This window comes from Burkholderia sp. MSMB1498, assembly GCF_001526245.1.
Taxonomy (GTDB): Bacteria; Pseudomonadota; Gammaproteobacteria; order Burkholderiales; family Burkholderiaceae; genus Burkholderia; species Burkholderia savannae.
Map to the genome: position 1 here is coordinate 65344 of NZ_LOYJ01000010.1, position 22081 is coordinate 87424.

General features: G+C 67.8%; 25 protein-coding genes. 12 read left to right on the forward strand and 13 right to left on the reverse strand.

Translation table 11 applies throughout. The features are described from left to right. Positions 1–19: 19 nt before the first annotated feature. The gene (locus tag WS91_RS02260) at positions 20–910 is read right to left on the reverse strand and encodes an alpha/beta fold hydrolase (RefSeq protein ID WP_059669658.1); all 891 of its coding nucleotides are present in this window, start codon (positions 908–910) and stop codon (positions 20–22) included. A 110-nt stretch (positions 911–1020) separates the two neighbouring features. Here WS91_RS02260 and WS91_RS02265 point away from each other — a divergent pair, with 110 nt between their 5' ends. From WS91_RS02265 to WS91_RS35395, 3 genes are all read left to right on the forward strand, one after another. Next, the gene (locus WS91_RS02265; protein WP_059669659.1) at positions 1021–1914 is read left to right on the forward strand and encodes a LysR family transcriptional regulator; all 894 of its coding nucleotides are present in this window, start codon (positions 1021–1023) and stop codon (positions 1912–1914) included. Positions 1915–2123: 209 nt separating this feature from the next. After that, on the forward strand, positions 2124–3086 hold the full coding sequence (locus WS91_RS02270) for a LysR family transcriptional regulator (RefSeq protein WP_059574810.1): 963 nt from the start codon (positions 2124–2126) through the stop codon (positions 3084–3086). Positions 3087–3188: 102 nt separating this feature from the next. Then, positions 3189–3554 carry a hypothetical protein gene (locus WS91_RS35395; RefSeq protein ID WP_145986804.1) on the forward strand — a complete coding sequence of 122 codons (366 nt, stop codon included), beginning with the start codon at positions 3189–3191 and terminating at the stop codon, positions 3552–3554. Here the strand turns inward: WS91_RS35395 and copC are convergent. Then, on the reverse strand, positions 3541–3912 hold the full coding sequence (copC, locus tag WS91_RS02275; protein ID WP_038745235.1) for a copper homeostasis periplasmic binding protein CopC: 372 nt from the start codon (positions 3910–3912) through the stop codon (positions 3541–3543). The genes WS91_RS35395 and copC overlap by 14 nt on opposite strands. A gap of 151 nt (positions 3913–4063) precedes the next feature. Between copC and WS91_RS02280 the strand changes: the two genes are divergently transcribed. Together WS91_RS02280 and WS91_RS02285 are read left to right on the forward strand one after the other, a co-directional pair. After that, entirely contained in the window at positions 4064–4786 is a 723-nt protein-coding gene (locus WS91_RS02280) for a 16S rRNA pseudouridine(516) synthase (protein WP_059643601.1), read from the forward strand. Between the two features lie 117 nt (positions 4787–4903). After that, positions 4904–5092 carry a hypothetical protein gene (locus tag WS91_RS02285; RefSeq protein ID WP_038745238.1) on the forward strand — a complete coding sequence of 63 codons (189 nt, stop codon included), beginning with the start codon at positions 4904–4906 and terminating at the stop codon, positions 5090–5092. Here WS91_RS02285 and WS91_RS02290 read toward each other — a convergent pair. After that, on the reverse strand, positions 5085–6167 hold the full coding sequence (locus WS91_RS02290; protein ID WP_038745311.1) for an NAD-dependent epimerase/dehydratase family protein: 1083 nt from the start codon (positions 6165–6167) through the stop codon (positions 5085–5087). The two genes, WS91_RS02285 and WS91_RS02290, sit on opposite strands and share 8 nt — an antisense overlap. A gap of 28 nt (positions 6168–6195) precedes the next feature. Between WS91_RS02290 and WS91_RS02295 the strand changes: the two genes are divergently transcribed. The 3 genes from WS91_RS02295 to WS91_RS02305 all read left to right on the forward strand — a co-directional run bounded on the left by WS91_RS02295 (position 6196) and on the right by WS91_RS02305 (position 9155). Beyond that, positions 6196–7227, forward strand: coding sequence for a CDP-6-deoxy-delta-3,4-glucoseen reductase (locus WS91_RS02295; protein ID WP_059669660.1), 1032 nt, complete (start codon positions 6196–6198; stop codon positions 7225–7227). 279 nt (positions 7228–7506) lie between these two features. Next, a complete protein-coding gene (locus WS91_RS02300) occupies positions 7507–8691 on the forward strand; it encodes an acetylornithine transaminase (protein ID WP_059669661.1) in 1185 nt (394 codons plus the stop codon). A 5-nt stretch (positions 8692–8696) separates the two neighbouring features. Further along, a complete protein-coding gene (locus WS91_RS02305; RefSeq protein ID WP_059669662.1) occupies positions 8697–9155 on the forward strand; it encodes a GNAT family acetyltransferase in 459 nt (152 codons plus the stop codon). A 239-nt stretch (positions 9156–9394) separates the two neighbouring features. Here WS91_RS02305 and WS91_RS02310 read toward each other — a convergent pair whose 3' ends face one another. The 8 genes from WS91_RS02310 to WS91_RS02345 form a co-directional block, all read right to left on the reverse strand. Continuing rightward, positions 9395–10063 carry a DUF2278 family protein gene (locus tag WS91_RS02310; protein ID WP_038745246.1) on the reverse strand — a complete coding sequence of 223 codons (669 nt, stop codon included), beginning with the start codon at positions 10061–10063 and terminating at the stop codon, positions 9395–9397. 320 nt (positions 10064–10383) lie between these two features. Continuing rightward, entirely contained in the window at positions 10384–11100 is a 717-nt protein-coding gene (locus tag WS91_RS02315; RefSeq protein WP_038745248.1) for an ABC transporter ATP-binding protein, read from the reverse strand. After that, positions 11100–11873 (reverse strand): ABC transporter ATP-binding protein, encoded by a 774-nt coding sequence (locus tag WS91_RS02320; protein WP_038745250.1) that lies wholly within the window; start codon positions 11871–11873, stop codon positions 11100–11102. The genes WS91_RS02315 and WS91_RS02320 overlap by 1 nt, the downstream gene beginning before the upstream one ends. A 62-nt stretch (positions 11874–11935) precedes the next feature. Continuing rightward, a complete protein-coding gene (locus WS91_RS02325; RefSeq protein WP_038745313.1) occupies positions 11936–13105 on the reverse strand; it encodes an ABC transporter permease subunit in 1170 nt (389 codons plus the stop codon). Between the two features lie 10 nt (positions 13106–13115). Then, the gene (locus WS91_RS02330; protein ID WP_038745252.1) at positions 13116–14066 is read right to left on the reverse strand and encodes a branched-chain amino acid ABC transporter permease; all 951 of its coding nucleotides are present in this window, start codon (positions 14064–14066) and stop codon (positions 13116–13118) included. Positions 14067–14288: 222 nt separating this feature from the next. Then, the gene (locus WS91_RS02335) at positions 14289–14792 is read right to left on the reverse strand and encodes a hypothetical protein (protein WP_059574820.1); all 504 of its coding nucleotides are present in this window, start codon (positions 14790–14792) and stop codon (positions 14289–14291) included. Between the two features lie 277 nt (positions 14793–15069). Then, a complete protein-coding gene (ispH, locus tag WS91_RS02340) occupies positions 15070–16050 on the reverse strand; it encodes a 4-hydroxy-3-methylbut-2-enyl diphosphate reductase (protein ID WP_038745255.1) in 981 nt (326 codons plus the stop codon). 2 nt (positions 16051–16052) lie between these two features. Further along, positions 16053–16508: an FKBP-type peptidyl-prolyl cis-trans isomerase gene (locus tag WS91_RS02345; protein ID WP_038745257.1), complete on the reverse strand. Its 456-nt coding sequence runs from the start codon at positions 16506–16508 to the stop codon at positions 16053–16055. Between the two features lie 137 nt (positions 16509–16645). Between WS91_RS02345 and radC the strand changes: the two genes are divergently transcribed. From radC to nadB, 4 genes are all read left to right on the forward strand, one after another. Then, positions 16646–17431 carry a RadC family protein gene (gene radC / locus WS91_RS02350; protein ID WP_059669688.1) on the forward strand — a complete coding sequence of 262 codons (786 nt, stop codon included), beginning with the start codon at positions 16646–16648 and terminating at the stop codon, positions 17429–17431. Between the two features lie 300 nt (positions 17432–17731). Further along, positions 17732–17965, forward strand: a complete 234-nt coding sequence (gene rpmB, locus WS91_RS02355) for a 50S ribosomal protein L28 (protein ID WP_004186391.1) — start codon at positions 17732–17734, stop codon at positions 17963–17965. Between the two features lie 17 nt (positions 17966–17982). Further along, a complete protein-coding gene (rpmG, locus tag WS91_RS02360) occupies positions 17983–18150 on the forward strand; it encodes a 50S ribosomal protein L33 (RefSeq protein WP_004185395.1) in 168 nt (55 codons plus the stop codon). Positions 18151–18318: 168 nt separating this feature from the next. Continuing rightward, a complete protein-coding gene (nadB, locus tag WS91_RS02365) occupies positions 18319–19920 on the forward strand; it encodes an L-aspartate oxidase (protein ID WP_059669689.1) in 1602 nt (533 codons plus the stop codon). Positions 19921–20060: 140 nt separating this feature from the next. Here nadB and nadC read toward each other — a convergent pair whose 3' ends face one another. Next, the gene (gene nadC / locus WS91_RS02370) at positions 20061–20945 is read right to left on the reverse strand and encodes a carboxylating nicotinate-nucleotide diphosphorylase (RefSeq protein ID WP_059669663.1); all 885 of its coding nucleotides are present in this window, start codon (positions 20943–20945) and stop codon (positions 20061–20063) included. Then, entirely contained in the window at positions 20942–22078 is a 1137-nt protein-coding gene (nadA, locus tag WS91_RS02375) for a quinolinate synthase NadA (RefSeq protein WP_059669664.1), read from the reverse strand. Before nadA ends, nadC begins: the two co-directional genes overlap by 4 nt. Between the last annotated feature and the right edge of the window lie 3 nt (positions 22079–22081).

Genomic DNA, 22081 nt, shown 5'->3' on the forward strand with positions numbered 1-22081 from the left:
CGCCGTCGCCCCGCCGCGCTCAGGCATCCGCGCAGAACGTCGAGATCGCTTGTGCAACCCGCGCCGCCGCCTCCCGCTGCGGAAAATGGCCGACGCCGTCGAGCACGGCGCGCTCGTAGCGTCCCGCGAAGAAGCGCTCGCGCGACGCGGAACTGTCCGGGTGATTGCAGGTGTCCGCGCCGCCGTGCAGCACGAGCGTCGGCACGGACAAAACGGGCGCGGGATTCAGCCGCGCTTCGTCGTCCGCATAGGCGGCATCGCCGCTCGCGAAGCCCCAGCGATGCCGGTACGAATGCAGCACGACGTCCGCCCAGTCGGGCGCATCGAACGCGATCGCCGCCTCGTTGAAATCGCCCGGCGCGTACCAGCCGGCCGGCGCCCACGTGTCCCACATCGCGCGCGCGAACGCCCGGCGGTCGTCGCGCACCGCCCGCTCCCCGCGCGGCGTCGCCATGAACCAGTGATACCAGTAGTTGCGCGCCTGCTGCAGCGACAGCGGCTGATTCGGATCGTTCGTGCCGTAGCCGACCGACAGCATCACGAGATGCGACGCGGTCCGCTCGCGCAGCCCGCATGCGTTCGCCGCGGCTCGCGCGCCCCAGTCGTGTCCGACGAGCACCGGGCGCTCGAGCCGCAGCGCGTCGACGAAATCGAGCAGATCGCGCCCGAGTGCGGCGAGCTGCCCGCTGCGCGGCGTCGCCGCGTCGCGAAAGCGGGTCGGCGCGAAGCCCCGCAGCGCGGGCGCGAGCACGCGATATCCGGCGCGGGCGAGCGCGGGCGCGACCGCTTTCCAGCATGCCGGGCTGTCCGGCCAGCCGTGCAGCAGCACGGCGGCGCGCGCGCCGCCCGGGTTCCATTCGAGATACGCGACGTCCAGCAAGGGAGTCGTCGCAAACGCATAGCCGGGCATCGTGGCCTCCGTCGATCGTCAGGTCACGCCGATCGTAGATCGATCGCTCATCACGATTCACAAAGAATCATCGTCTATTATTCGAATATCGCATTGAATGGGTTGCCCGCATGGATACGCCGTCGGATTCGCCGTCGATGTCGCTCGACATCGTGCTGCTGCGCACGTTCCTCGAAGTCGTCGAGCGTCGCGGCTTCGCGCCCGCCGCCGAGCATCTGGCGCTCACGCCGTCGGCGGTCAGCGGGCACATCAAGCGGCTCGAGCAGGCGGCGGGCGTCGTGCTGCTCGCCCGCACGACGCGTCGCCTCGAGCTCACGCCCGCGGGCGAGACGCTCTATGCGTACGCACGCAACATCGTCGCGATGGAACGCGAAGCGCGCGCGCGGCTGCGCGGCTCGGCGCTGCACGGGCGGCTGCGCGTCGGCGCGTCCGAGGATTTCGCGAGCGCGTGGCTGCCGCAGGTGCTGCACGCGTTTCGCCGCCGGCATCCGCAAGCGGCGATCGAGCTCAAAGTCGGCATCACCGCGGATCTGCTGCGCCAGCAGACGTCGGGCCGCATCGACGTCGTGTTCGGCAAGCGCTGCCGTCGCATCGACGAAGCCGGCGAACTGCTGTGGGAGGAGCCGCTCGTATGGGCGTGCGCGTCGGACGCCGCGCTCGACGCGGCCGACGCGCTGCCGCTCGCGCTCTTTCCGGAGCCTTGCGTCTACCGCGAAGCGGCGATCGCCGCACTCGGCGCCGCGCTGCGGCCGTTTCGCATCGTGTTCGAAAGCGCCAGCATGGCGGGCTGCGTGTCGGCGGCGCTCGCGGGGTTCGCCGTCACCGCCGTCGCGCGCAGTCAGCTGCGCGACGGCCTGCGCGAATGCGGACCGGGCGACGGCCTGCCCGCGCTGCCCGCCGCGCGCTTCTACGCGTTCTCGCAGCGGCCGACGCCCGCGAGCGCCGCGCTGATCGACGCGGTGCGCGAAACCGGACGCCGCCGCCGCTTCGAGCCGGCGAATTGACGCATCGGCACATCAGCGCGTCCACGTCGTTCGAGACGTCCGCCTCGGCAACGAATCGCCGATACGAAGCGCGCGAGGCGGGATAAACGATCGGCAACGTACCGATGAAAATCGACGAAGATGAAAATAAGAAAATCCCGCGAATGCGAAAACAAGTCGCGGATATACTAGGATTCGTCCATTTAAAAGCTCGTCAAATCGTCCATTCCATGCGCGAGGTCAATCGTTTCTCCGAGATGGCCGTCTTCGTTCAGGTAATCGAGTCGTGCGGATTTTCAGCGGCGGGACGACGGCTCGACATGACGCCGTCGGCGATCAGCAAGTTCATTCAACGGCTCGAGACGAGGCTCGGCGTGCGCCTCGTGAACCGCACGACGCGCAAGCTGCAACTCACGCCCGAAGGCGCCGCGTTTTACGAGCGGTGCGTGCGCATCCTCGAGGACATCGCCGACGCCGAGCGCGAAGCGACGCGCGGCGCGATTGCGCAGGGACGCCTGCGGATCAATTCGCACGTGCCGTTCGGCAAGCATCATCTGTTGCCGCTGTTGCCGGAGTTCCAGCGCCGCTATCCGGACATCACGCTCGACATCGTGCTGTCGGACACGGTGGTCGATCTGCTCGACGACCGCAGCGACATCGCGATCCGCGCGGGCGCGCTCGACGATTCGCGGCTCGTGACGCGCAAGCTCGGCGGCAGCCGGATGGTCGTCGTCGGCTCGCCCGCGTATTTCGAGCGCAACGGCGCACCCGAGACGCCCGACGATCTCGATCGCCACAACCGCATCGGCCTGAGCGGCAACGCGAAGGCATGGCCGTTCGTCGTCGCGGACGGCCAGCGCCTGCTGCCGTCCGGCGGCAGCCTGCTGCTCGGCGACGGCGAGAGCATCCGCGACGCGGCCCTCTGCGGGCTCGGGCTCGCGCGGCTCGCGCGCTCTCACGTCTGCGCGGACGTCGACGCCGGGCGCCTCGTGCCGGTGCTCGAAGCGTTCAATCCCGGCGACGAGGAAGTGATCAACGCTGTGTTCGTCGGGCCGAGCGAGCATCTGCCGAAGCGCGTGCACGCGATGCTCGACTTCCTGAAAGAGCGGATACGGATCGGACCGCGCGTCGTCGGCGATCGCGGCGATGCGCCGGCGCTCGGCGCACGCGCCGTCGTCACGCGGCTGCGCTGAGCGCGTCGCGGCAGTTGCGCTTCGTTGCGCCCCGCCGCCGCACGCCCCGCCGCGCGCGCGGCACGACGGCGTTCGGCCGCGAGACATTCGGCGACGGAAAGAATGAAGAGGCTTGCCACGCGCCGTCGGGGCGGTGAGCCGCATCGTGCGATCGTTCTTCGCGTCGCGGCGGCGGTCGTCACGTTCGTCGGCATGCGTAATGCGCGAGCGATTCTTTCGAGCGAACTTCGCTCGCTTTGCGTGATTCGCCTTGAACGAGACGGCATATTTTCAAAATCGAGCGTCATTGAATCGATCCGGCAAGACGACGACCGAGCAGATCGAATCAAATTGACCGCTTCCGCGAAAACGAAGCGCTGCCGGACGATTCCGGACGGCGGATCGGGAACATCCGAATGCGCCCCATGCCGCCGCGCGTGCGAACGCCGCGGCGGTGCATCGCCGGGCGGCCGGCTTATTTCACGGTGAACCTGTAGCTGCCCTGCGTGCGGTGGCCGTCGGTTGCGACCGCCACCCACTTCACCGTGTACGCGCCCGCTTGCAGCGGCTTGAGCGCGACCGACATGCGCTTGCGATCGGTCGCGTCGACGACCGCCTTCGCGGCCTGGGCCGGCGCGCCCGCCGCGTCGACGACGACGATCGAGCTGAACGCCGGCTCGAGCGTCTCGGTAAAGTCGATCGACACGGCCTGCGGCGTGGCGACCGCCGCGTTCGCGGGCGGATCGGTCTTTTCGGGTTTCGCGTGCGCGAACGCGACGCTCGACAGCGCGAGTGCGAACGCGGCGGCGAGGCCGCGCCGCGCGGCGGAAGTCATTGTCATGGTCATAGGTTGCCTTCGTTCGAACGAGGAATGGCGGTCGCGCGAGGCGCGGCCGCGGGGCCCCGAGCTTACCAGCCCTCGCGCCCGCTTGCGCCCGAGCGCGCCGCGCGCCGTTTGCCCGATCCGCGTCCGATGCGCTTGGTACAATGCGCGCGCCATGAATCTCGAAAGCATTCTGTTCACGCAAGGCTTCGGTTCGCGCCGCCAGTGCCGCGCGCTCGTCGAAGCGGGACGCGTCGCCGTCGCCGGCGCGGCGTGCACCGACGCGCACGCGCCGTTCGACACCGCCCGGCTCGTGTTCGAAGTCGACGGCGTCGCGTGGCCGTACCACGCGCGCGCGTACGTCGTCCTCAACAAGCCGGCGGGTTACGAATGCTCGCGCGAGCCGCAACATCATGCGAGCGTCTTCAGCCTGCTGCCGCCGCAGTTCGCCGAGCGCGGCGTCCAGTGCGTCGGCCGCCTCGACCAGGACACGACCGGCCTGCTGCTGCTGTCCGACGACGGCCAGTTCGTCCACGCGTACACGTCGCCGAAGCGCAAGGTGCCGAAGACTTATATCGCGACGGTGCGCCACCCGCTCGACGACGCACAGCTCGACGCGCTGCGCGCGGGCGTGCTGCTGCACGGCGAATCGCAGCCGCTCGCGGCGCTCGCCGCGACGGCCCGAGGAGAACGACTCCTCGAACTGACGGTCGCCGAAGGGAAATATCACCAAGTTAAACGAATGGTCGCGGCGGCGAGCAACCGCGTCGAGGCGCTGCACCGCGCGCGCATCGGCGGCTTCGCGCTGCCGGCGGATCTCGCCGAAGGCGCGTGGCGCTGGCTCGGCGAGCACGACCTGGCCGCGTTGCGCGACACAGCGAAAACCCTGTCAGGGTAAGCCCGAACGGCCGCCGTTCGGCCATCCGAGCCATGCCGCGTTGCAGCATGGCAACGTCATCAAGCCCCGCTATACTCGATACAAAACCACAATACGTTCCAGGTTTGGGGGGACATCATGACCATCAACAATCCGATCGAAATTTCGTCCGTGATCCTGGCGTTCGCCGGGCTCGGCGCGATCATCATCGGCGGGCTGCTCACCGCGATGCACCTGAAGCGCAAATATCATCCGAGTCTGATCGGTGCGCTGATCGGCGCGCTGCTGTGCTTCCTGCTGATCGAGGCGTTGCCGGCGATCACTTGATGATCGCGCGCGGCGCGGCGACCGTGCGCAGAAAGTCGTCGACGCTCGGATAGCGCAGCGCGACGCGCAATTCGCGCTTCATCCTCGCGTTCGCGAGCCGCCGCGACTCGCGCATGAACGACAGCAGCATCGGCTCGAGTTGCCGTTCGGCTTCGGCGCGCGTGATGCGAGGCGGGCTGCGCATGCCGAACGCGCGCGCGACTCGCTCGAAGTAATCCCCCATCTTCAGCTCGGTGTCGTCGCTCGCGTGGACGACCCGCGCAGGCTTGCCGCGCGCGGCGGCGCGCAACAGGATCGACGCGAGATCGTCGGCATGGATATGGTTGGTGTAGACGTCGTCGGCCTCGACGAGGGCTGGCGTGCCCTTCTCGAGCCGCGCGAGCGGCAGCCGGTTTGCCGCGTAGATGCCCGGAATCCGCACGATGCGCGCGGACAGCGCGCCGCGCGCGGTCGCGCGGCGCAGTTGGCGTTCGGCCGACACGCGCCGTCGCGCGCGCGGATTCGCAGGCCGCACGGCACGCGTTTCGTCAACCCGCGCGCCGCCGCAATCGCCGTAAACGCCGCTCGTGCTCGCGTAGACGACGACGGGACGCGACAGGGCGTCGGTTACAATACGCGCTGCCCGAAAAGGCGGCCGAGCCGATCTGGCAGCGGCCCGCCCCGCGCGCAGCCTGCCGTACGCCGGCGCGAGCTGACGCGACGGCCGCCGCGGCGACGCGAGCGCGGCGACGAGCGCCTGCGTCCTGCGATCGGCATCGCCGGTGGCCTGAGGCGGCGCGAGATGCAGCACGACGTGCGCGACGCGCGCGATCCGCTTGAGCGTCGCGCGCTCGTCCAGATCGCCGACGACGGGCACGACGCCCGCCGCCCGCAGTTCGGCGCAGCGCGAGCGCCGGCTCGTCAGCGCGACGAGGCGCAGGTTCTGGCGCCGCGCGCGCAGCTGAGCGGCGCAGCGCATGCCGACGTCGCCGCAGCCGACGATCAATACGCGCGGCCGGCGCAGGATTCGTGTCGCAATCATGGTGTATCGATTGATCCGTAGGAATGCATTGTAGCCGCCGTGCGCGCGTTGCACGGTCCCCACTTTTTGTTCTCAACGACTTATGGCTTTTAACGTAACCCTCAAGCAAAGCGGCCGGCAGTTCCAGGTCGAGGCCGACGAAACCGTGCTCGCGGCGGCGCTGCGTCAGAACGTCCATTTGCCCTACGGCTGCAAGAACGGCGCGTGCGGCTCGTGCAAGGGCACGGTCGTGCAAGGCCAGTTCGAGCAGGGGCCGCACTCCGCGTCGGCGCTGTCGAACGACGAGCGCACGCGCGGCCTCGCGCTCCTGTGCTGCTCGAAGCCGCAGAGCGACCTCGAAGTCGACGTGCGCGAGATCGCGGGCGTCGACGGCGTCCAGATGAAGAAGCTGCCGTGCCGCGTCGCGGCGCTCGAGCGCCGCGCGGACGACGTGATCGTGCTGAAGCTGCAACTGCCCGCGAACGAGCGCCTGCTGTATCTCGCCGGCCAGTACATCGAGTTCATCCTCAAGGACGGCGCGCGCCGCAGCTACTCGATGGCGACCGCGCCGCACGAGGAAGGCCCGATCGAGCTGCACATCCGCCACATGCCGGGCGGCAAGTTCACCGATCACGTGTTCGGTGCGATGAAGGAGCGCGACATCCTGCGCTTCGAAGGCCCGCTCGGCACGTTCTTCCTGCGCGAGGATTCGGACAAGCCGATCGTGCTGCTCGCGTCCGGCACGGGCTTCGCGCCGATCAAGGCGATCATCGAGCACGCGCATCACGCGAAGCTCGAGCGCCCGATGACGCTCTACTGGGGCGCGCGCCGCAAGAAGGATCTGTATCTGCTCGACATCGCCGAGCAATGGGCGAAGGAGATCCCGAACTTCAAGTTCGTGCCGGTGCTCTCCGAGCCGGACGCGAGCGACGCGTGGACGGGCCGCACGGGCTTCGTGCACCGCGCGGTGATCGAGGATCTGCCCGATCTGTCCGGCTACCAGGTGTACGCGTGCGGCGCGCCGGTGATGGTCGAATCCGCGCAGCGCGACTTCACGCAGCACCACGGCCTGCCCGCCGACGAGTTCTACGCGGACTCGTTTACGAGCGCCGCGGACCTCGCGCACACGGTCTGAGCGCCGCGCGGCCCCCGGAGAGAACCGCCGCGACATCGAATTGTCGCGTCGCAGCGGTTTACTTGGGGCCGCGTGATGCCTTATGCTTGCGCACATGAACCGCTCCCAGTCCGCTCTCCGACGTCGCCGCTCGCCGCTCCGCACGGATGCCGCCGGCTCGTCACGGACTCGCGCGTAACCGCTTCCCCGTTACGCACAAGCTGTTCGAACCACCAAGCCACGGCGTACCGTGGCTTTTTTTATTGCCTTTTCGCCGACTGCACCCTGGAGCCTGCCGCCATGCCGCTGAACGACCACCCAATCGACTCGCTGATGTACATCACGAACCGCCCCGACATCGTGTTCACGCACGGCAAGGGTTCATGGCTCTACGACCACACCGGCAAGCGCTATCTGGATTTCATCCAGGGTTGGGCGGTCAACTGTCTCGGCCATTGCAACGACGGGCTCGTCCAGGCGCTGCAGGCCCAGGCTGAGAAGCTGCTGAACCCGTCGCCGGCGTTCTACAACGAGCCGATGGCGAAGCTCGCGGGCCTGCTCACGCAGCACAGCGTGTTCGACAAGGTGTTCTTCGCGAACAGCGGCGCCGAAGCGAACGAAGGCGCGATCAAGCTCGCGCGCAAATGGGGCCGCAAGTTCAGGAACGGCGCGTACGAGATCATCACGTTCGACCACAGCTTCCACGGGCGCACGCTCGCGACGATGTCGGCGAGCGGCAAGGCGGGCTGGGACACGATCTATGCGCCGCAGGTGCCGGGCTTCCCGAAGGCCGAGATCAACGACATCAACTCGGTCGAGAGGCTGATCAACGACAAGACCGTCGCCGTGATGCTCGAGCCGATCCAGGGCGAAGGCGGCGTGATCCCGGCGTCGCGCGAATTCATGCAGCAGCTGCGCGCGCTGACGAAGCAGCACGGCCTCCTCCTCATCGTCGACGAAGTGCAAAGCGGCTGCGGCCGCGCGGGCACGCTGTTCGCGTACGAGCTCGCCGGCGTCGAGCCGGACATCATGACGCTCGGCAAGGGCATCGGCGGCGGCGTGCCGCTCGCCGCGCTGCTGTCGAAGGCCGACGTCGCGGTGTTCGAGGCGGGCGACCAGGGCGGCACCTACAACGGCAACCCGCTGATGACCGCGGCGGGCCATGCGGTGATCTCGCAGCTCGTCGCGCCGGGCTTCCTCGAAGGCGTGCGCGCGCGCGGCGAATACCTGAAGCGCAGGCTGCTCGAGCTGTCGGAGGAGCGCGGCTTCGAAGGCGAGCGTGGCGAAGGCCTGCTGCGCGCGCTCCTGCTCGGCAAGGACATCGGCCCGCAGATCGTCGAGAAGGCGCGCGAGATGCAGCCGGACGGCCTGCTGCTGAACGCCGCGCGCCCGAACCTGCTGCGCTTCATGCCGGCCCTCAACGTGACGAACGACGAGATCGACCAGATGATGGCGATGCTGCGTTCGGTGCTCGACTCGCTCTGATCGCCATGTCGACCGGAACCGTCGCGGAGGGCGTCGCGATCCGAACGTTCGAGCGCGGCGACACCAGCGCCGTGCTCGCCGTATGGCGCGACGCGTTTCCGTCGTACTCGGACGCGAGCACGCCGCACCGCGATCCGCAGCGCGCGATCGAGCTCAAGCTCGCGACGCAGCCCGAGCTGTTCTTCGTCGCGATCGCCGGCGAGCGCGTCGTCGGAACCGTGATGGCCGGCTACGACGGCCATCGCGGCTGGCTGTATTCGCTCGCCGTCGAGCCCGGCGCGCGGCGGCTCGGCGTCGGCCGCGCGCTGCTCGCGCATGCGGAGGCGGCGCTCGCCGCGCGCGGCTGCCCGAAAGTGAACCTGCAGGTGCTGCCGGGCAACGACGGCGCGTGCCGGTTCTACGAAGCGCTCGGTTACCGCGCGGAAGAGCGGATCTCGTTCGGCAAGCGGCTCGCGGCGGACTGACGTCGCAAGCGATGGCCGCGCGCCGCCAGCCCGCGCGGCATGCGTCGCCGGCCTTCGGCCGCCGCGCATCGCGCAGCATGGACCGTCGCTCACGCCGGTTCGCCCGCGCCCCGGTTCGCCCGCGCTGGCCAACCCCGTTCCGGCCGTTTAGAGCCGATGCGAGCCGCCGCGCATCGGCGCGCCGGCTCGTGCGCACGCCGCGCCCCCAGCCCACGCGGCGCGCCGCCGCTCGTGTCTCGCTACGAAATCGGCCCCGCGCCCGGCAGCGGATTGCCGAGGCTGTCCGTCGGCACGGCCTGCTGTTCGAACGCCGCGAAGTACGCGGCCCACTGCGCGCCGCCGAGATCGACGAGGAGCGCGCCGTCCTGCCACACGTCGTTGTGATCGTTCGCGTCGTCGCCCAGCTGATGCAGGAAATGCGGGCCGGCCGACCCCTGGTTCATGTGCGTGTCGTGAATGCCGTTGCCTTCGACGTACGTGCGCCCGAACACGTACAGATCGAGGTTCTGCCGGTGCGCGGCGTCGACGAGCCGCAGCACCGACGGAATCGGCTCCGGGTGCTCGGTGCCGTCCATCACGTCGCTCATGCGCCACGCGCCCGTTTCGCTCAGGATGTCGCTGCGCACGTAGTCTAGCGCCGGCAGCGCGCTGTCGTTCGTCAGGCCGGTGTAACCTTCCGCGGCTGCGGCGAGCGTCTGCGTGACGGGATGATGAAAATCGTAGACGAGCTTGTACTTGAGCAAGTCGTCCGCGTCGTTGGTGCCGACGTTGATCGCGACGTCCCAATCGCCGCCGGGCAGCGCGAGCGTCAGATGGACGTGATACTGCGTCTCGTTCGCGCGCCCCGCCGCCTTCAGGCCCGCAACCGCTTTGATCTTCGCTTTCACGAAACCGTAATCGAGGCTCATGCGCGTCTCCGTTCGATGGTGGCACGCACATTGTGCCCGAGCTGCGTGTCGGTTTTCGATAGGCCGATCGGCGAGCGCGAAACAGCGCGCTTCGAAGTCGACGCGAAGGCGCGGCATCCGTGCCGCGTGCTTTGTCGATGGCTACGCGCGGCAGTCATCCCGTCGCGCGCAGCGCGGCCGCCGCCATGCGCACGCCGAGCCGGTGCACCGAACCATCCGGATACGAACCCAAAACCAAAAGAAAAAGCCGCCACGGCGAACCGTGACGGCTTTTCGAGCACCGCGCCGCACGCCCCGCGCGCGGCCGGCATCGGTCACGCTTACTCGCCCAGATACGCGGCGCGCACCTTCGGATCGTCGAGCATCTGCTTCGCGTCGCCTTCCATCGTCACCGTGCCCGAATCCATCACGTAGCCGCGGTCGGCCGCCTGCAGCGCGAGGCGCGCGTTCTGCTCGACGAGCAGCACCGTGATGCCTTCTTTCGAGATCGTCCGCACGACTTCGAAGATCTTCTCGACCATGATCGGCGACAGGCCCATCGACGGCTCGTCGAGCAGCAGCAGCTTCGGCTTCGACAGAATCGCGCGCGCCATCGCGAGCATCTGCTGCTCGCCGCCCGACAGCGTGCCCGCGAGCTGCGTCGCCCGCTCCTTCAGGCGCGGAAAGAAGCCGAACATCCGGTCGACGTCCTTCTTGATCCCGTCCTTGTCGTTGCGCAGGTACGCGCCCATCTGCATGTTCTCGACGATCGACATCCGCGCGAAGATCCCGCGGCCTTCCGGCACCATCGCGAGGCCGCGCTTCAGGAGCTCGTGCGGCGGCACGCCCTTGATCGAATGGCCGTCGTACTCGATGTCGCCCGCCGAGTACGGCTTGAGGCCCGTGATCGCCTTCATCGTCGTCGTCTTGCCCGCGCCGTTCGCGCCGATCAGCGTGACGAGCTCGCCCTGGCGGACTTCCATGTCAACGCCCTTGACGGCCTGGATGCCGCCGTAGTTGACCTGCAAGCCCTTGATTTTCAACATTGCCGATGCCATCAGTGCACCCCTGCGCCGAGATATGCCTCAATCACCTTCGGGTTCTTCTGCACGTCATGCGGCAGACCTTCGGCGATCACCTTGCCGTAATCGAGCACCGTCATCCGGTTGCACAGCCCCATCACGAGCTTCACGTCGTGCTCGATCAGGAGAATCGTCCGTCCGTCCGAACGGATCTTGTCGAGCAGACGCGTGAGCTCGACCTTCTCGGTCGCGTTCATCCCGGCCGCCGGCTCGTCGAGCGCGAGCAGCTTCGGATCGGTCGCGAGCGCGCGCGCGATCTCCAGCCGGCGCTGGTGGCCGTACGACAGGTTGCGCGCGGTGTAGTCGGCGTACTGCAGCACGCCGACGTAGTCGAGCAGCTCGATCGCGCGCTCCTTGATCTCGCGCTCTTCCTTGCGCTCCGCGGGCGTCTGGAACACGGCGCCGAGAAGCCCGTGCTTCGTGCGCACGTGGCGCCCGACCATCACGTTCTCGAGCGCGGTCATCCCGCCGAAGAGGCGAATGTTCTGGAACGTGCGCGCGATGCCCGCCTTCGCGACCTGGTGGACCGCGGTCGGCGTGTACGTTTCGCCGTCGAGCCGGAACTCGCCGGAATCGGGCGTGTAGAGCCCCGTGATCACGTTGAAGAACGTGGTCTTGCCCGCGCCGTTCGGGCCGATCAGGCCGTAGATCTGCCCCTCCTTGATCTCGAGGCCGACGTCGGACAGCGCCTGCAGGCCGCCGAAGCGCTTGTTCACGCCTTTGACGGACAGTCGAATTTGTTCGCTCATTACCTTTTCTCCTGTGTCGACCGGCGCTGGCGCCTCAGCGCCCGACGCCGGTCCCACGTCGTTTAGGCGCGCACCGGCTTCTTGCCGCCGCGCTTCGCCAGTTTCGCGATTCGGTCCTCATGCTTCGGCGCGGGCCACAGGCCTTCCGAGCGGTACAGCATGATGATCACCATCGCGAGGCCGTACAGCGCCTGGCGGATCACTTCGGTATCGACGATGTCGTGGCCGAACAGCATGTGCTGCAGCGGGCTCATCGTCGAGCGCAGGAATTCGGGGAACACGGCGAGCAGCACCGCGCCGAGGATCACGCCCGGAATGTGGCCCATGCCGCCCAGCACGACGCACGCGAGCACCACGACCGATTCCCAGAACGTGAACGACTCCGGCGACACGAAACCCTGGAACGCGCCGAACATCGCCCCCGACAGGCCGCCGAACGACGCGCCCATCGCGAACGCGAGCAGTTTCACGTTGCGGGTGTTGATGCCCATCGCCTTCGCGGCGATCTCGTCTTCGCGGATCGCGGCCCATGCGCGGCCGATCCGCGAATGCTGCAGGCGCGTGCAGACCCAGATCACGAGCAGCGCGCAGAGCACGAACAGGTAGTAGTACATGTAGACCGACGGCAGCGAGAAGCCGAAGATCTCGTGCGTCTGCGACAGGTTGAAGCCCGCGACCCTGACGGGATCGATGCCGGTGATCCCCTGCGGCCCGTTCGTCACGTTGACCGGGCGGTCGAGGTTGTTCATGAAGATCCGGACGATTTCGCCGAAGCCGAGCGTGACGATCGCGAGGTAGTCGCCGCGCAGGCGCAGCGTCGGCGCGCCGAGCAGGATGCCGAAGAGCGCCGCGAGCGCCATCGCGATCGGCACGATCAGGAGGAACGGCACGTGCAGGCCGCCCGGCACCAGCTGAGCGATCCAGTCGAAGTGCGACGTCAGGTGCGGCGAGCTCAGGAGCGCCGCGGTGTACGCGCCCACCGCGTAGAACGCGATGTAGCCCAAGTCCAGCAGACCGGCGAAGCCGACCACCACGTTCAGGCCGAGCGCGAGCATCACGTACAGCATCGCGAAGTCGAGCACGCGCACCCAGTAGTTGCCGCCCGCCGCGCCGATGAGCAGCGGCGCCGCGATCACGAACGCCGCGGTCAGAATGCCGATGGTGGCTGTCTTCGCGGGATGACGCTCCTCGACGAGCGAAGCCGACGATTCGATCGGTTGAATGGATGTCATGTTGTTCTCCTTACGCGCGATCGGCGACACGTTCGCCCAACAGGCCCGACGGCCGGAACACGAGCACGATGATGAGCACGATGAACGCGAACACGTCCTGGTAATTGCTGCCGAACACCCCGCCCGTCAGATTGCCGATGTAGCCGGCGCCCAACTGCTCGATGAGGCCGAGCAGCACGCCGCCCACCATCGCGCCGCCCAGGTTGCCGATCCCGCCCAGCACCGCGGCCGTGAACGCCTTCATGCCGGGGATGAAGCCCATGTAGAAGTGCACGTTGCCGTATTCGGACGCGATCATCACGCCCGCGAGCGCCGCGAGCGCGGAGCCGATCATGAACGTCGCCGAAATCACGAAGTTCGGGTTCACGCCCATCAGGCTCGCCGTGTTCGGGTTCTCGGCGATCGCGCGCATCGCGCGGCCGAGCTTCGTCTTGTGCACGAGGAGCAGCAAACCGGCCATCACGAGGAACGCGACGATGATGATCGTGATCTCGGTCATCGAAATCACCGCGCCCGGATTGTTCTCGCCCGCCTTGATCACGTTGATCGGATCGGTCGGCAGAAGCTGCGGGAACGGCAGCGGATTGCGCGACCAGATCATCATCGCGGCCGTCTGCAGCAGGATCGACACGCCGATCGCGGTGATGAGCGGCGCGAGACGCGGCGCGCGGCGCAGCGGCCGGTACGCGACGCGCTCGATCGTGAAGCCGACGCACGCGCAGACGGCCGCGGCGATCACGAGCCCGATCGTCAGCGTGGCGGCGTGGCCCAGCTCGGGGAAGTGATTCTGCAGCACCGTGATCGCGGAAAGCGCGACCATCGCGCCCACCATCAACACGTCGCCGTGCGCGAAGTTGATGATGCCGAGAATGCCGTACACCATCGTGTAGCCCAACGCGATGATGGCGTAGACACTGCCGAGCACCAGTCCGTTGAGGATCTGCTGGACGAAAATATCCATTTAAAGCTCCTTGGCCCGTGCTGCTGGATGAGCGCTCCGCCACGCGGATAAGCGATGGAATCGCGCCATCTCAACGACACTGCGGGTACTAAATCAATACCGGTAAGGTGATGTCGGCCCGGCGCGGACGAAGCGGACTGTGCGACCGCGCGTCTTGCCGGGACGGATACAAAAACGGCACCGCACTGCAGCCTCGGTGCCGTCGCGAGTCCCGTCTGTAGTTCACGACTTGAGGACGGTGTGCTTGGCCTCCTTGAAGTCGTAGAGCGTCCATGCGCCAGCCTTCGCGCCTCCGACGCGACCGCGCACGACACCGGCCATCGCCTCGGGGGCGGGCACCGGCATCGGCTGCGGCACGTCGAAAGCTTCGCTCGGGTTGGCGCGCCTCGTGGTGTCGGCGGTCGCGCGCACTGCGCCGCTTGCGATCGGCGCACGCCGGAACGCCGGCGCCGCGCGAACGGCTGCCGTGCGTCGCGCGACCAGGTCGCCCGGCGCGCCAATGCCGACGGATGCAACGACGTCGGCGCGCGCACGCTTGATCTGAGTCGGCACCGCGACGAAATTCGCCGCAGGACGCCCGGCCCCGACGACGAGGACGTCGCTCGGGGAAGCGGCGGGAGCCGCCGCGGCCTGCGCCGCCGCTCCGCCGTCGCGTCCGTCGGCGGCCGCTGCGAAGAGCGCAACCGCAGCGTCGACGGGCCCGGCGTAAACCAACTCCAGATGCATCGAATAAGGTCTCCAGCGCCTTGCCAAAACCATGTTTCAAAGGCCACCAGGCCTGAAAACGGGCGCATTGTAACTCTATTTATAGGACGACCAATATTCCTGATTCGACAGGGTTTTCCTGCATTGCAACCTTTTTTGAGCACACGATTTCGAATGATATTGCAACTCAGTTGCACCGTATCGGTGCCGAATGGTTGCTCCCGAAGAAAATACGCCCAAAACAAAAGCGCGCCCTAAGGCGCGCTTTTTGCAATCCAACGGAAGTCGAAACCGGCGATCAGGTGGCGGGCGACAGGTTCAAGCCGCGCGGCAGCGGGAACGACACGTTCTCCTCGATGCCGTCGAGCGCCCGCACGTTGGTCACGCCGAGCTCGCGCAAGCGCGCGATCACCGCCTGCGCGAGCACCTCGGGCGCCGACGCGCCCGCCGTCACGCCGATCCGCCGCTTGCCTGCGACCCAGGCCGGATCGATCTGCTCGGGCGCGTCCACCATGTAGGCGGCGACGCCGCGCTTCTCGGCCACCTCGCGCAAGCGGCTCGAATTCGAGCTATTCGGGCTGCCGACGACGATCACGACGTCGCACTGCGGCGCCATGAACTTCACCGCATCCTGACGGTTCTGCGTCGCGTAGCAGATGTCCTGCTTCTTCGGCTCGCGAATCGCGGGGAACTTCGCCTTCAGCGCGCCGATGATCTCGGCCGCGTCGTCGACCGACAGCGTCGTCTGCGTGACGAGCGCGACGCGCTCCGGATCGGGCAGCTCGAGCTTGTGCACGTCCTCGACGCTCTCGACGAGATGCATCCCACGCTCGACCTGGCCCATCGTGCCTTCGACCTCCGGATGCCCCTTGTGGCCGATCATCACGATGTCGACGCCTTCCTGGCGCATCTTCGCGACCTCGACGTGCACTTTCGTGACGAGCGGGCACGTCGCGTCGTAGATGCGCAGCCCGCGCACGGCCGCCTCGTCGCGCACCGCCTTCGACACGCCGTGCGCGCTGAAGATCACCGTGTTGCCGGACGGCACTTCCTCGAGTTCCTCGACGAAAATCGCGCCCTTCTTCTTCAGATCCTCGACGACGTACTTGTTGTGCACGATCTCGTGGCGCACGTAGATCGGCGCGCCGTGCATCGCGATCGCGCGCTCGACGATCTCGATCGCGCGATCGACGCCCGCGCAGAAGCCGCGCGGCTGGGCGAGCAGAATCTCGGCGTCGGCCGCGGCGACCCGTCCGGACAGCGTATCGGTGGTGCTCATGATTACAGAATCCCGATGATTTTCACTTCGAACGTGAGCGCCTGGCCCGCGAGCGGATGATTGAAATCGAAGAGCGCGGACGTCTCGCCGATCTCCTTGAGCACGCCCGCGTAGCGGCCGCCGTCCGGCGCGTTGAACTCGATCAGGTCGCCCGGCGCGAAATCCTCGCCGACCATGCCGTTCTCGCGCAGCGTCGCGAGCGACACGCGCTGGATCATGTCCGGATTGCGCGGCCCGAACGCTTGTTCGGGCGCTAGCCGGAAGGTCGAATGGTGGCCCGCCTTCAGGCCGATCAGAATTTCCTCCAGCGACGGCGCAAGCTGCCCCGCGCCGAGAAGGAGCGTGGCGGGCTTGTCGGAGAAGGTGTTGACGATGTCGGCGCCGTCGGCAAGGGCGAGCCGGTAATGAAGCGTGACGTGCGAACCGGGCTTCACTTCTGCAAGGTCGATGAGGCTCATGTGGTACTCGTTCAATCGGCGCCCGAAAACGGCGGGCTGCGCGGCGCAAAGCCCATATTGTAAGTCACCTCGGCGGCCGAAGCGGAATGCGGACGCGATTCGCCTTGCGAGGACGCAGGATATTGGAGGTCGGCAGCATGCAGTACGAGATTCTCATCGCCCGCGAGGACATCGACGGCAAGCCGGCGCGCGAGCCGCCCGTCGCGCTTCCCGTCGCGCCGGCAGGCCCTCCCGCCGCGCCCGCCGCGAGCGTCCCTGCGGCGCGCCGCGGCCGCGACCTGCCGCGCGAGCGCCTGCTCGCGCGCGGGCCCGCCGCGCTGTCCGACTCGGAGCTCGTCGCGCTCCTCCTCGGCTCGGGGCTGCCCGGCCACGACGTGTTCGCGCTCGCGCGCACGCTGCTCGCGCGCTTTGGCTCGCTGCGCGCGCTGCTCGACGCGGCGCCCGACGATTTCAAGGGCCTGCGCGGGATCGGCCCCGCACGCACCGCGATCCTCGTCGCGGTAGTCGAGCTGGCGCGCCGCGCGCTCGCCGAGAGGGCCCGCGAGCGGCCGCTCGTCGATTCGCCGGGCGCGGTCGAGGACTACCTGCGGCTCCTGATCGGCACGCGGCCGCACGAAGTGTTCGTCTGCCTTTTTCTCGACGCGCGGCATCGGCTGCTGCAATCGGAGGAAACCGCGCACGGGTCGCTCACGCGCATGGCCGTCTATCCGCGCGAAATCGTGCGGCGCGCGCTGGCGCTGAATGCGGCGGCGCTCATCGTCGCGCACAATCATCCGTCGGGCGCGGTGCGGCCGAGCGCCGCCGACAGGCGCCTGACGCGCGTGCTGCGCGACGCGCTCGCGCTCGTCGACGTGCAGCTGATCGACCACTTCGTCGTCGGCGCGAGCGACACGTTTTCGTTCGCACAGGCGGGCTGGATCTAGCGCGCCGCCGCCGGCGCGCGCCGCACGCGGCGGGCCCCCACGCAGCCGGGGCCCGCCGACGCGCGACATCCGCCCGCGAAATTGGGTTTGATTTTCCTGAAGTTTTTCTGTTAGAATCGTCGTCTGTCTTTTTTCCAACCAGTTCTGAAGCCGCTGAAGCGGTCTCGTGGACTTGGTCGTCAGGCCAACATTCACGGATCGGAGGCGCTTTTCCCGGCACGGCCGAAGTTCACGCGGCCATGCGAGGAAGAGAACCGTCACGGCGATCGAACCCGAATTCAGCGTATTAGGAGTGCTCTCATGGCACGCGTATGCCAAGTAACTGGGAAAGCGCCGATGAGCGGCAACAACGTTTCCCACGCCAACAACAAGACGAAGCGTCGCTTCCTGCCGAATCTGCAAAACCGCCGGTTCTGGGTGGAAAGCGAAAACCGTTGGGTGCGTCTGCGCGTCTCGAACGCCGGCCTGCGCCTGATCGACAAGAACGGCATCGATTCCGTGCTCGCTGATCTGCGCGCACGCGGCGAAGCCTAAGTCCAAGGAGCACGAACATGGCGAAAGGCGCACGCGACAAGATCAAGCTCGAGTCGACCGCTGGCACGGGTCACTTCTATACGACCACGAAGAACAAACGCAACATGCCGGAAAAGATGGAGATCATGAAGTTCGATCCCGTCGCCCGCAAGCACGTGGCGTACAAAGAAACCAAGATCAAGTAATTCTCCGGTTTCAAAGAGCCTGACGATGACGAAAAGCCCCGCGATTGCGGGGCTTTTTGCATTGGCGCGCGCACACCCGCTTCTTCGGCGCGGTATGCTCTGCCCTTTCCGCCCGCATTGCGCATGGCGGAAAAGATAAGACGAAACGCGCAAGAAACGGAGATGCAGATGAATTTCGATGTGGCGATCGTGGGCAGCGGCCTCGCCGGCTTGTCGGTCGCGCTCAATCTCGCGCAAACGCGGCGCGTCGCGCTGATCGCGAAACGCTCGTTGATGGAGGGCGCGAGCGACTACGCGCAAGGCGGCATCGCCGCGGTGCTCGATTCGGCGGACAGCGTCGAGAACCACGTGAACGACACGTTGATCGCGGGCGGCGGCTTGTGCGACGAGGCGGCCACGCGCTACATCGTCGAGCACGGCCGCGAAGCGATCGAATGGCTGATCTCGCAAGGCGTGCCGTTCACGAAGGACGACGCCGCGGAGCTCGGCTTCCATCTGACCCGCGAAGGCGGCCACAGCCATCGCCGCATCATCCACGCGGCCGACGCGACGGGCCACGCGGTGCTCGCGACGCTGTCCGAGCGCGCCCGCGCGCACCCGAACATCACGTTCTTCGAGGATCACCACGCGATCGATCTCATCACGTCCGATCGCCTCGGGCTGCCCGGCCTGCCGGGCCGGCGCTGCGTCGGCCTTTACGCGCTCGACGTGAGCACCGGACAGACGATGACGATCGAGGCGCCGCACACGGTGCTCGCGACGGGCGGCGCCGGCAAAGTCTATCTGTACACGACGAACCCCGACACCGCGACGGGCGACGGCATCGCGATGGCGTGGCGCGCGGGCGCCCGGGTCGCGAACATGGAGTTCATCCAGTTCCATCCGACGTGCCTGTTCCATCCGTACGCGAAGTCGTTCCTCATTTCCGAGGCGGTGCGCGGCGAAGGCGGCCTCCTGAAGCTGCCGGACGGCACCCGCTTCATGCCCGCGCACGATTCGCGCGAGGAACTCGCGCCGCGCGACATCGTCGCGCGCGCGATCGACTTCGAGATCAAGAAGCGCGGAATCGACTGCGTGTATCTCGACATCAGCCACCAGCCCGAAGCGTTCCTGCGCGAGCACTTCCCGACGATCTTCGCGCGCTGCCTCGAGTTCGGCATCGACATCTCGAAGGAGCCGATCCCGGTCGTGCCGGCCGCGCATTACACGTGCGGCGGCGTCGTCACGGACCTGGCCGGACGCACCGACATCGCCGGCCTGTACGCCGTCGGCGAAACGTCCTACACCGGCCTGCACGGCGCGAATCGCCTCGCGAGCAATTCGCTCCTCGAATGCCTCGTGATCGGCCGCGCGACCGCCGACGCGATCGAAAGCGCCGGCTACGATTCGGCGACGCACGGCCCGCTGCCCGCGTGGGACGAGAGTCGCGTCGCCGATGCGGACGAGGAAGTGGTCGTTGCGCACAACTGGGACGAACTGCGCCGCCTGATGTGGAACTACGTCGGCATCGTGCGCACCGACAAGCGCCTCGAGCGCGCTCAGCATCGCCTGAAGCTGTTGCGCGACGAGATCCACGAGTACTACGCGCACTTCCGCGTGAGCCGCGATCTGCTCGAGCTGCGTAATCTCGTCGACGTTGCGTCGCTGATCGTCGACAGCGCGCGGGCGCGCCACGAAAGCCGCGGGCTGCACTACAGCCGCGACTGGCCGCACGCGCTGCCCAAGGCGCTGCCGACCGTGCTCACCCCGCCGCTGCGCGTGCCGAAATAACGGCCCAACGGCCTGCCGCGCGCCACGAAACGCCTCGAAACCGGCGCGACAAAAAAAGGCCGCCGGCACGCAATGCGCCGGCGGCCTTTTTCCTCGGCCGAGCCGCACGTCCGGCGAGCCGGACGCGCGCCGCCATCACGTCATTCGACGATGCGCATCGAGTAGTCGGTTGCGCGCACGTCCTTCGTCAGCGCGCCGATCGAGATCCGGTCGACGCCCGTCTCCGCGATCGCGCGCACCGTGTCGAAGTTCACGCCGCCCGACACCTCGAGCACCGCACGGCCTTCGGTAACGCGCACCGCGTCGCGCATCATGTCGAGCGTGAAGTTGTCGAGCAGCACCGACTGCGCGCCGTGCGCGAGCGCCGTGCGCAGCTGATCGAGCGTCTCGACCTCGATCTGCACCGGCACGTCGGCGTTCAGCGCGAACGCCGCGTCGAGCGCCTCGCCGACGCCGCCCGCCGCCGCGATGTGATTCTCCTTGATCAGGATGCCCGCGTAGAGCGCGAGCCGCTGGTTCGCGCCGCCGCCGACGCGCACCGCGTATTTCTGCGCGAGCCGCAGGCCCGGCAGCGTCTTGCGCGTGTCGAGAATGCGCGTACGCGTATCCGCGATCCGGTCGACGTAGCGGCGCGTCGCGGTCGCGACGCCCGACAGCAGTTGCAGGAAATTGAGCGCGTTGCGCTCGGCCGTCAGCAGCGAGCGCGCGGGGCCGCGCAGTTCGCAGACGGTCGAATCCGCCGCCATCCGGTCGCCTTCGCGATACCGCCAGTCGATTTCTATCGACGAATCGACCGCGCGCATCACCGCAACGAACCACGGCACGCCGCACAGCACGGCCTCCTCGCGCACGATCACGCGCGCGCGGCGCGGCGCGCCGTCCGGCACGAGACGCCCGGTCTGATCGCCACTGCCGACGTCCTCGGCGAGCGTGTCGGCCACGTTGCGTGCGATCGCCGCGTCGAATGCGGCGCCGTATTCGCGCGAGATTTCCGCGAAGAGCGGCGACACTGCGTCGTTCGTCATGCCGCCCCCACGTTCGCGAAGAGCGACTGGTCGCGCTGCAGGTCGCCGCTCGCCTGCACGCGCTGCTTGCGTCGCGCGGCGAAATCGAGCATCCGGTCGATCGGCACGCGCGCGCGCTCGGCGATCGCGGCATCGACGAAGATCTCGTTGTGGCCGCGCTCGAGCACCTCGGCCAGGTTCGACAGCGCGTTCATCGCCATCCACGGGCAGTGCGCACAGCTCTTGCACGTTGCGCTGTTGCCGGCCGTCGGCGCCTCGATGAAGGTCTTGCCCGGCGCCGCGAGCCGCATCTTGTGCAGAATGCCGAGATCGGTCGCGACGATGAAGCGCTGCGCGTCGAGCTTCACGGCCGCGTCGATCAGCTGCGTCGTCGAACCGACGACGTCCGCGAGCGCGACGACGTTCTCCGGCGATTCGGGATGCACGAGAATCTTCGCGTCCGGATACTCGCGGCGCAGCAGATCGAGCTCGATGCCCTTGAATTCGTCGTGCACGAGGCACGAGCCCTGCCACATCAGCATGTCCGCGCCCGTCTTCTTCTGGATGTAGCCGCCCAGGTGCCGGTCCGGCGCCCAGATGATCTTCTCGCCGCGCGCATGCAGATCGGCGACGATCTCGAGGCCGATCGACGACGTGACCATCCAGTCGGCGCGCGCCTTCACCGCGGCGCTCGTGTTCGCATAGACGACGACCGTGCGGTCCGGATGCGCGTCGCAGAACCGCGAGAATTCGTCGATCGGGCAGCCGAGATCGAGCGAGCACGTCGCGTCGAGGTCGGGCATCAGCACGCGCTTGTCCGGGCTCAGGATCTTCGCGGTTTCGCCCATGAAGCGCACGCCGGCCACGACGAGCGTACGCGCGTCGTGATCGCGCCCGAAGCGGGCCATCTCGAGCGAATCGGCGACGCAGCCGCCCGTCTCGTCCGCGAGTTCCTGCAGATCCGCGTCGACATAATAGTGCGCGACCAGCACGGCCTTCTCGCGTTCGAGCAACGCCTTGATCCGCGCCTTCAGCGCGTCGCGCTCGCCGGCGGCGAGCGGCTCGGGCACCTTCGCCCACGCCTCGCCTACGCCGCAGGCCACCCCTGCCGCGAGCGGGCGGTCGTACTCGACGGGTTTGATCGCCGATTGCATCCT

Bases quoted from the DNA above. Each gene is read 5' to 3' on its own strand.
- WS91_RS02260 (WP_059669658.1), bottom strand. From the start codon at position 910: ATGCCCGGCTATGCGTTTGCGACGACTCCCTTGCTGGACGTCGCGTAT.
- WS91_RS02265 (WP_059669659.1), top strand. From the start codon at position 1,021: ATGGATACGCCGTCGGATTCGCCGTCGATGTCGCTCGACATCGTGCTG.
- WS91_RS02270 (WP_059574810.1), top strand. From the start codon at position 2,124: ATGCGCGAGGTCAATCGTTTCTCCGAGATGGCCGTCTTCGTTCAGGTA.
- WS91_RS35395 (WP_145986804.1), top strand. From the start codon at position 3,189: ATGAAGAGGCTTGCCACGCGCCGTCGGGGCGGTGAGCCGCATCGTGCG.
- copC (WP_038745235.1), bottom strand. From the start codon at position 3,912: ATGACCATGACAATGACTTCCGCCGCGCGGCGCGGCCTCGCCGCCGCG.
- WS91_RS02280 (WP_059643601.1), top strand. From the start codon at position 4,064: ATGAATCTCGAAAGCATTCTGTTCACGCAAGGCTTCGGTTCGCGCCGC.
- WS91_RS02285 (WP_038745238.1), top strand. From the start codon at position 4,904: ATGACCATCAACAATCCGATCGAAATTTCGTCCGTGATCCTGGCGTTC.
- WS91_RS02295 (WP_059669660.1), top strand. From the start codon at position 6,196: ATGGCTTTTAACGTAACCCTCAAGCAAAGCGGCCGGCAGTTCCAGGTC.
- WS91_RS02300 (WP_059669661.1), top strand. From the start codon at position 7,507: ATGCCGCTGAACGACCACCCAATCGACTCGCTGATGTACATCACGAAC.
- WS91_RS02305 (WP_059669662.1), top strand. From the start codon at position 8,697: ATGTCGACCGGAACCGTCGCGGAGGGCGTCGCGATCCGAACGTTCGAG.
- WS91_RS02310 (WP_038745246.1), bottom strand. From the start codon at position 10,063: ATGAGCCTCGATTACGGTTTCGTGAAAGCGAAGATCAAAGCGGTTGCG.
- WS91_RS02315 (WP_038745248.1), bottom strand. From the start codon at position 11,100: ATGGCATCGGCAATGTTGAAAATCAAGGGCTTGCAGGTCAACTACGGC.
- WS91_RS02320 (WP_038745250.1), bottom strand. From the start codon at position 11,873: ATGAGCGAACAAATTCGACTGTCCGTCAAAGGCGTGAACAAGCGCTTC.
- WS91_RS02325 (WP_038745313.1), bottom strand. From the start codon at position 13,105: ATGACATCCATTCAACCGATCGAATCGTCGGCTTCGCTCGTCGAGGAG.
- WS91_RS02330 (WP_038745252.1), bottom strand. From the start codon at position 14,066: ATGGATATTTTCGTCCAGCAGATCCTCAACGGACTGGTGCTCGGCAGT.
- WS91_RS02335 (WP_059574820.1), bottom strand. From the start codon at position 14,792: ATGCATCTGGAGTTGGTTTACGCCGGGCCCGTCGACGCTGCGGTTGCG.
- ispH (WP_038745255.1), bottom strand. From the start codon at position 16,050: ATGAGCACCACCGATACGCTGTCCGGACGGGTCGCCGCGGCCGACGCC.
- WS91_RS02345 (WP_038745257.1), bottom strand. From the start codon at position 16,508: ATGAGCCTCATCGACCTTGCAGAAGTGAAGCCCGGTTCGCACGTCACG.
- radC (WP_059669688.1), top strand. From the start codon at position 16,646: ATGCAGTACGAGATTCTCATCGCCCGCGAGGACATCGACGGCAAGCCG.
- rpmB (WP_004186391.1), top strand. From the start codon at position 17,732: ATGGCACGCGTATGCCAAGTAACTGGGAAAGCGCCGATGAGCGGCAAC.
- rpmG (WP_004185395.1), top strand. From the start codon at position 17,983: ATGGCGAAAGGCGCACGCGACAAGATCAAGCTCGAGTCGACCGCTGGC.
- nadB (WP_059669689.1), top strand. From the start codon at position 18,319: ATGAATTTCGATGTGGCGATCGTGGGCAGCGGCCTCGCCGGCTTGTCG.
- nadC (WP_059669663.1), bottom strand. From the start codon at position 20,945: ATGACGAACGACGCAGTGTCGCCGCTCTTCGCGGAAATCTCGCGCGAA.
- nadA (WP_059669664.1), bottom strand. From the start codon at position 22,078: ATGCAATCGGCGATCAAACCCGTCGAGTACGACCGCCCGCTCGCGGCA.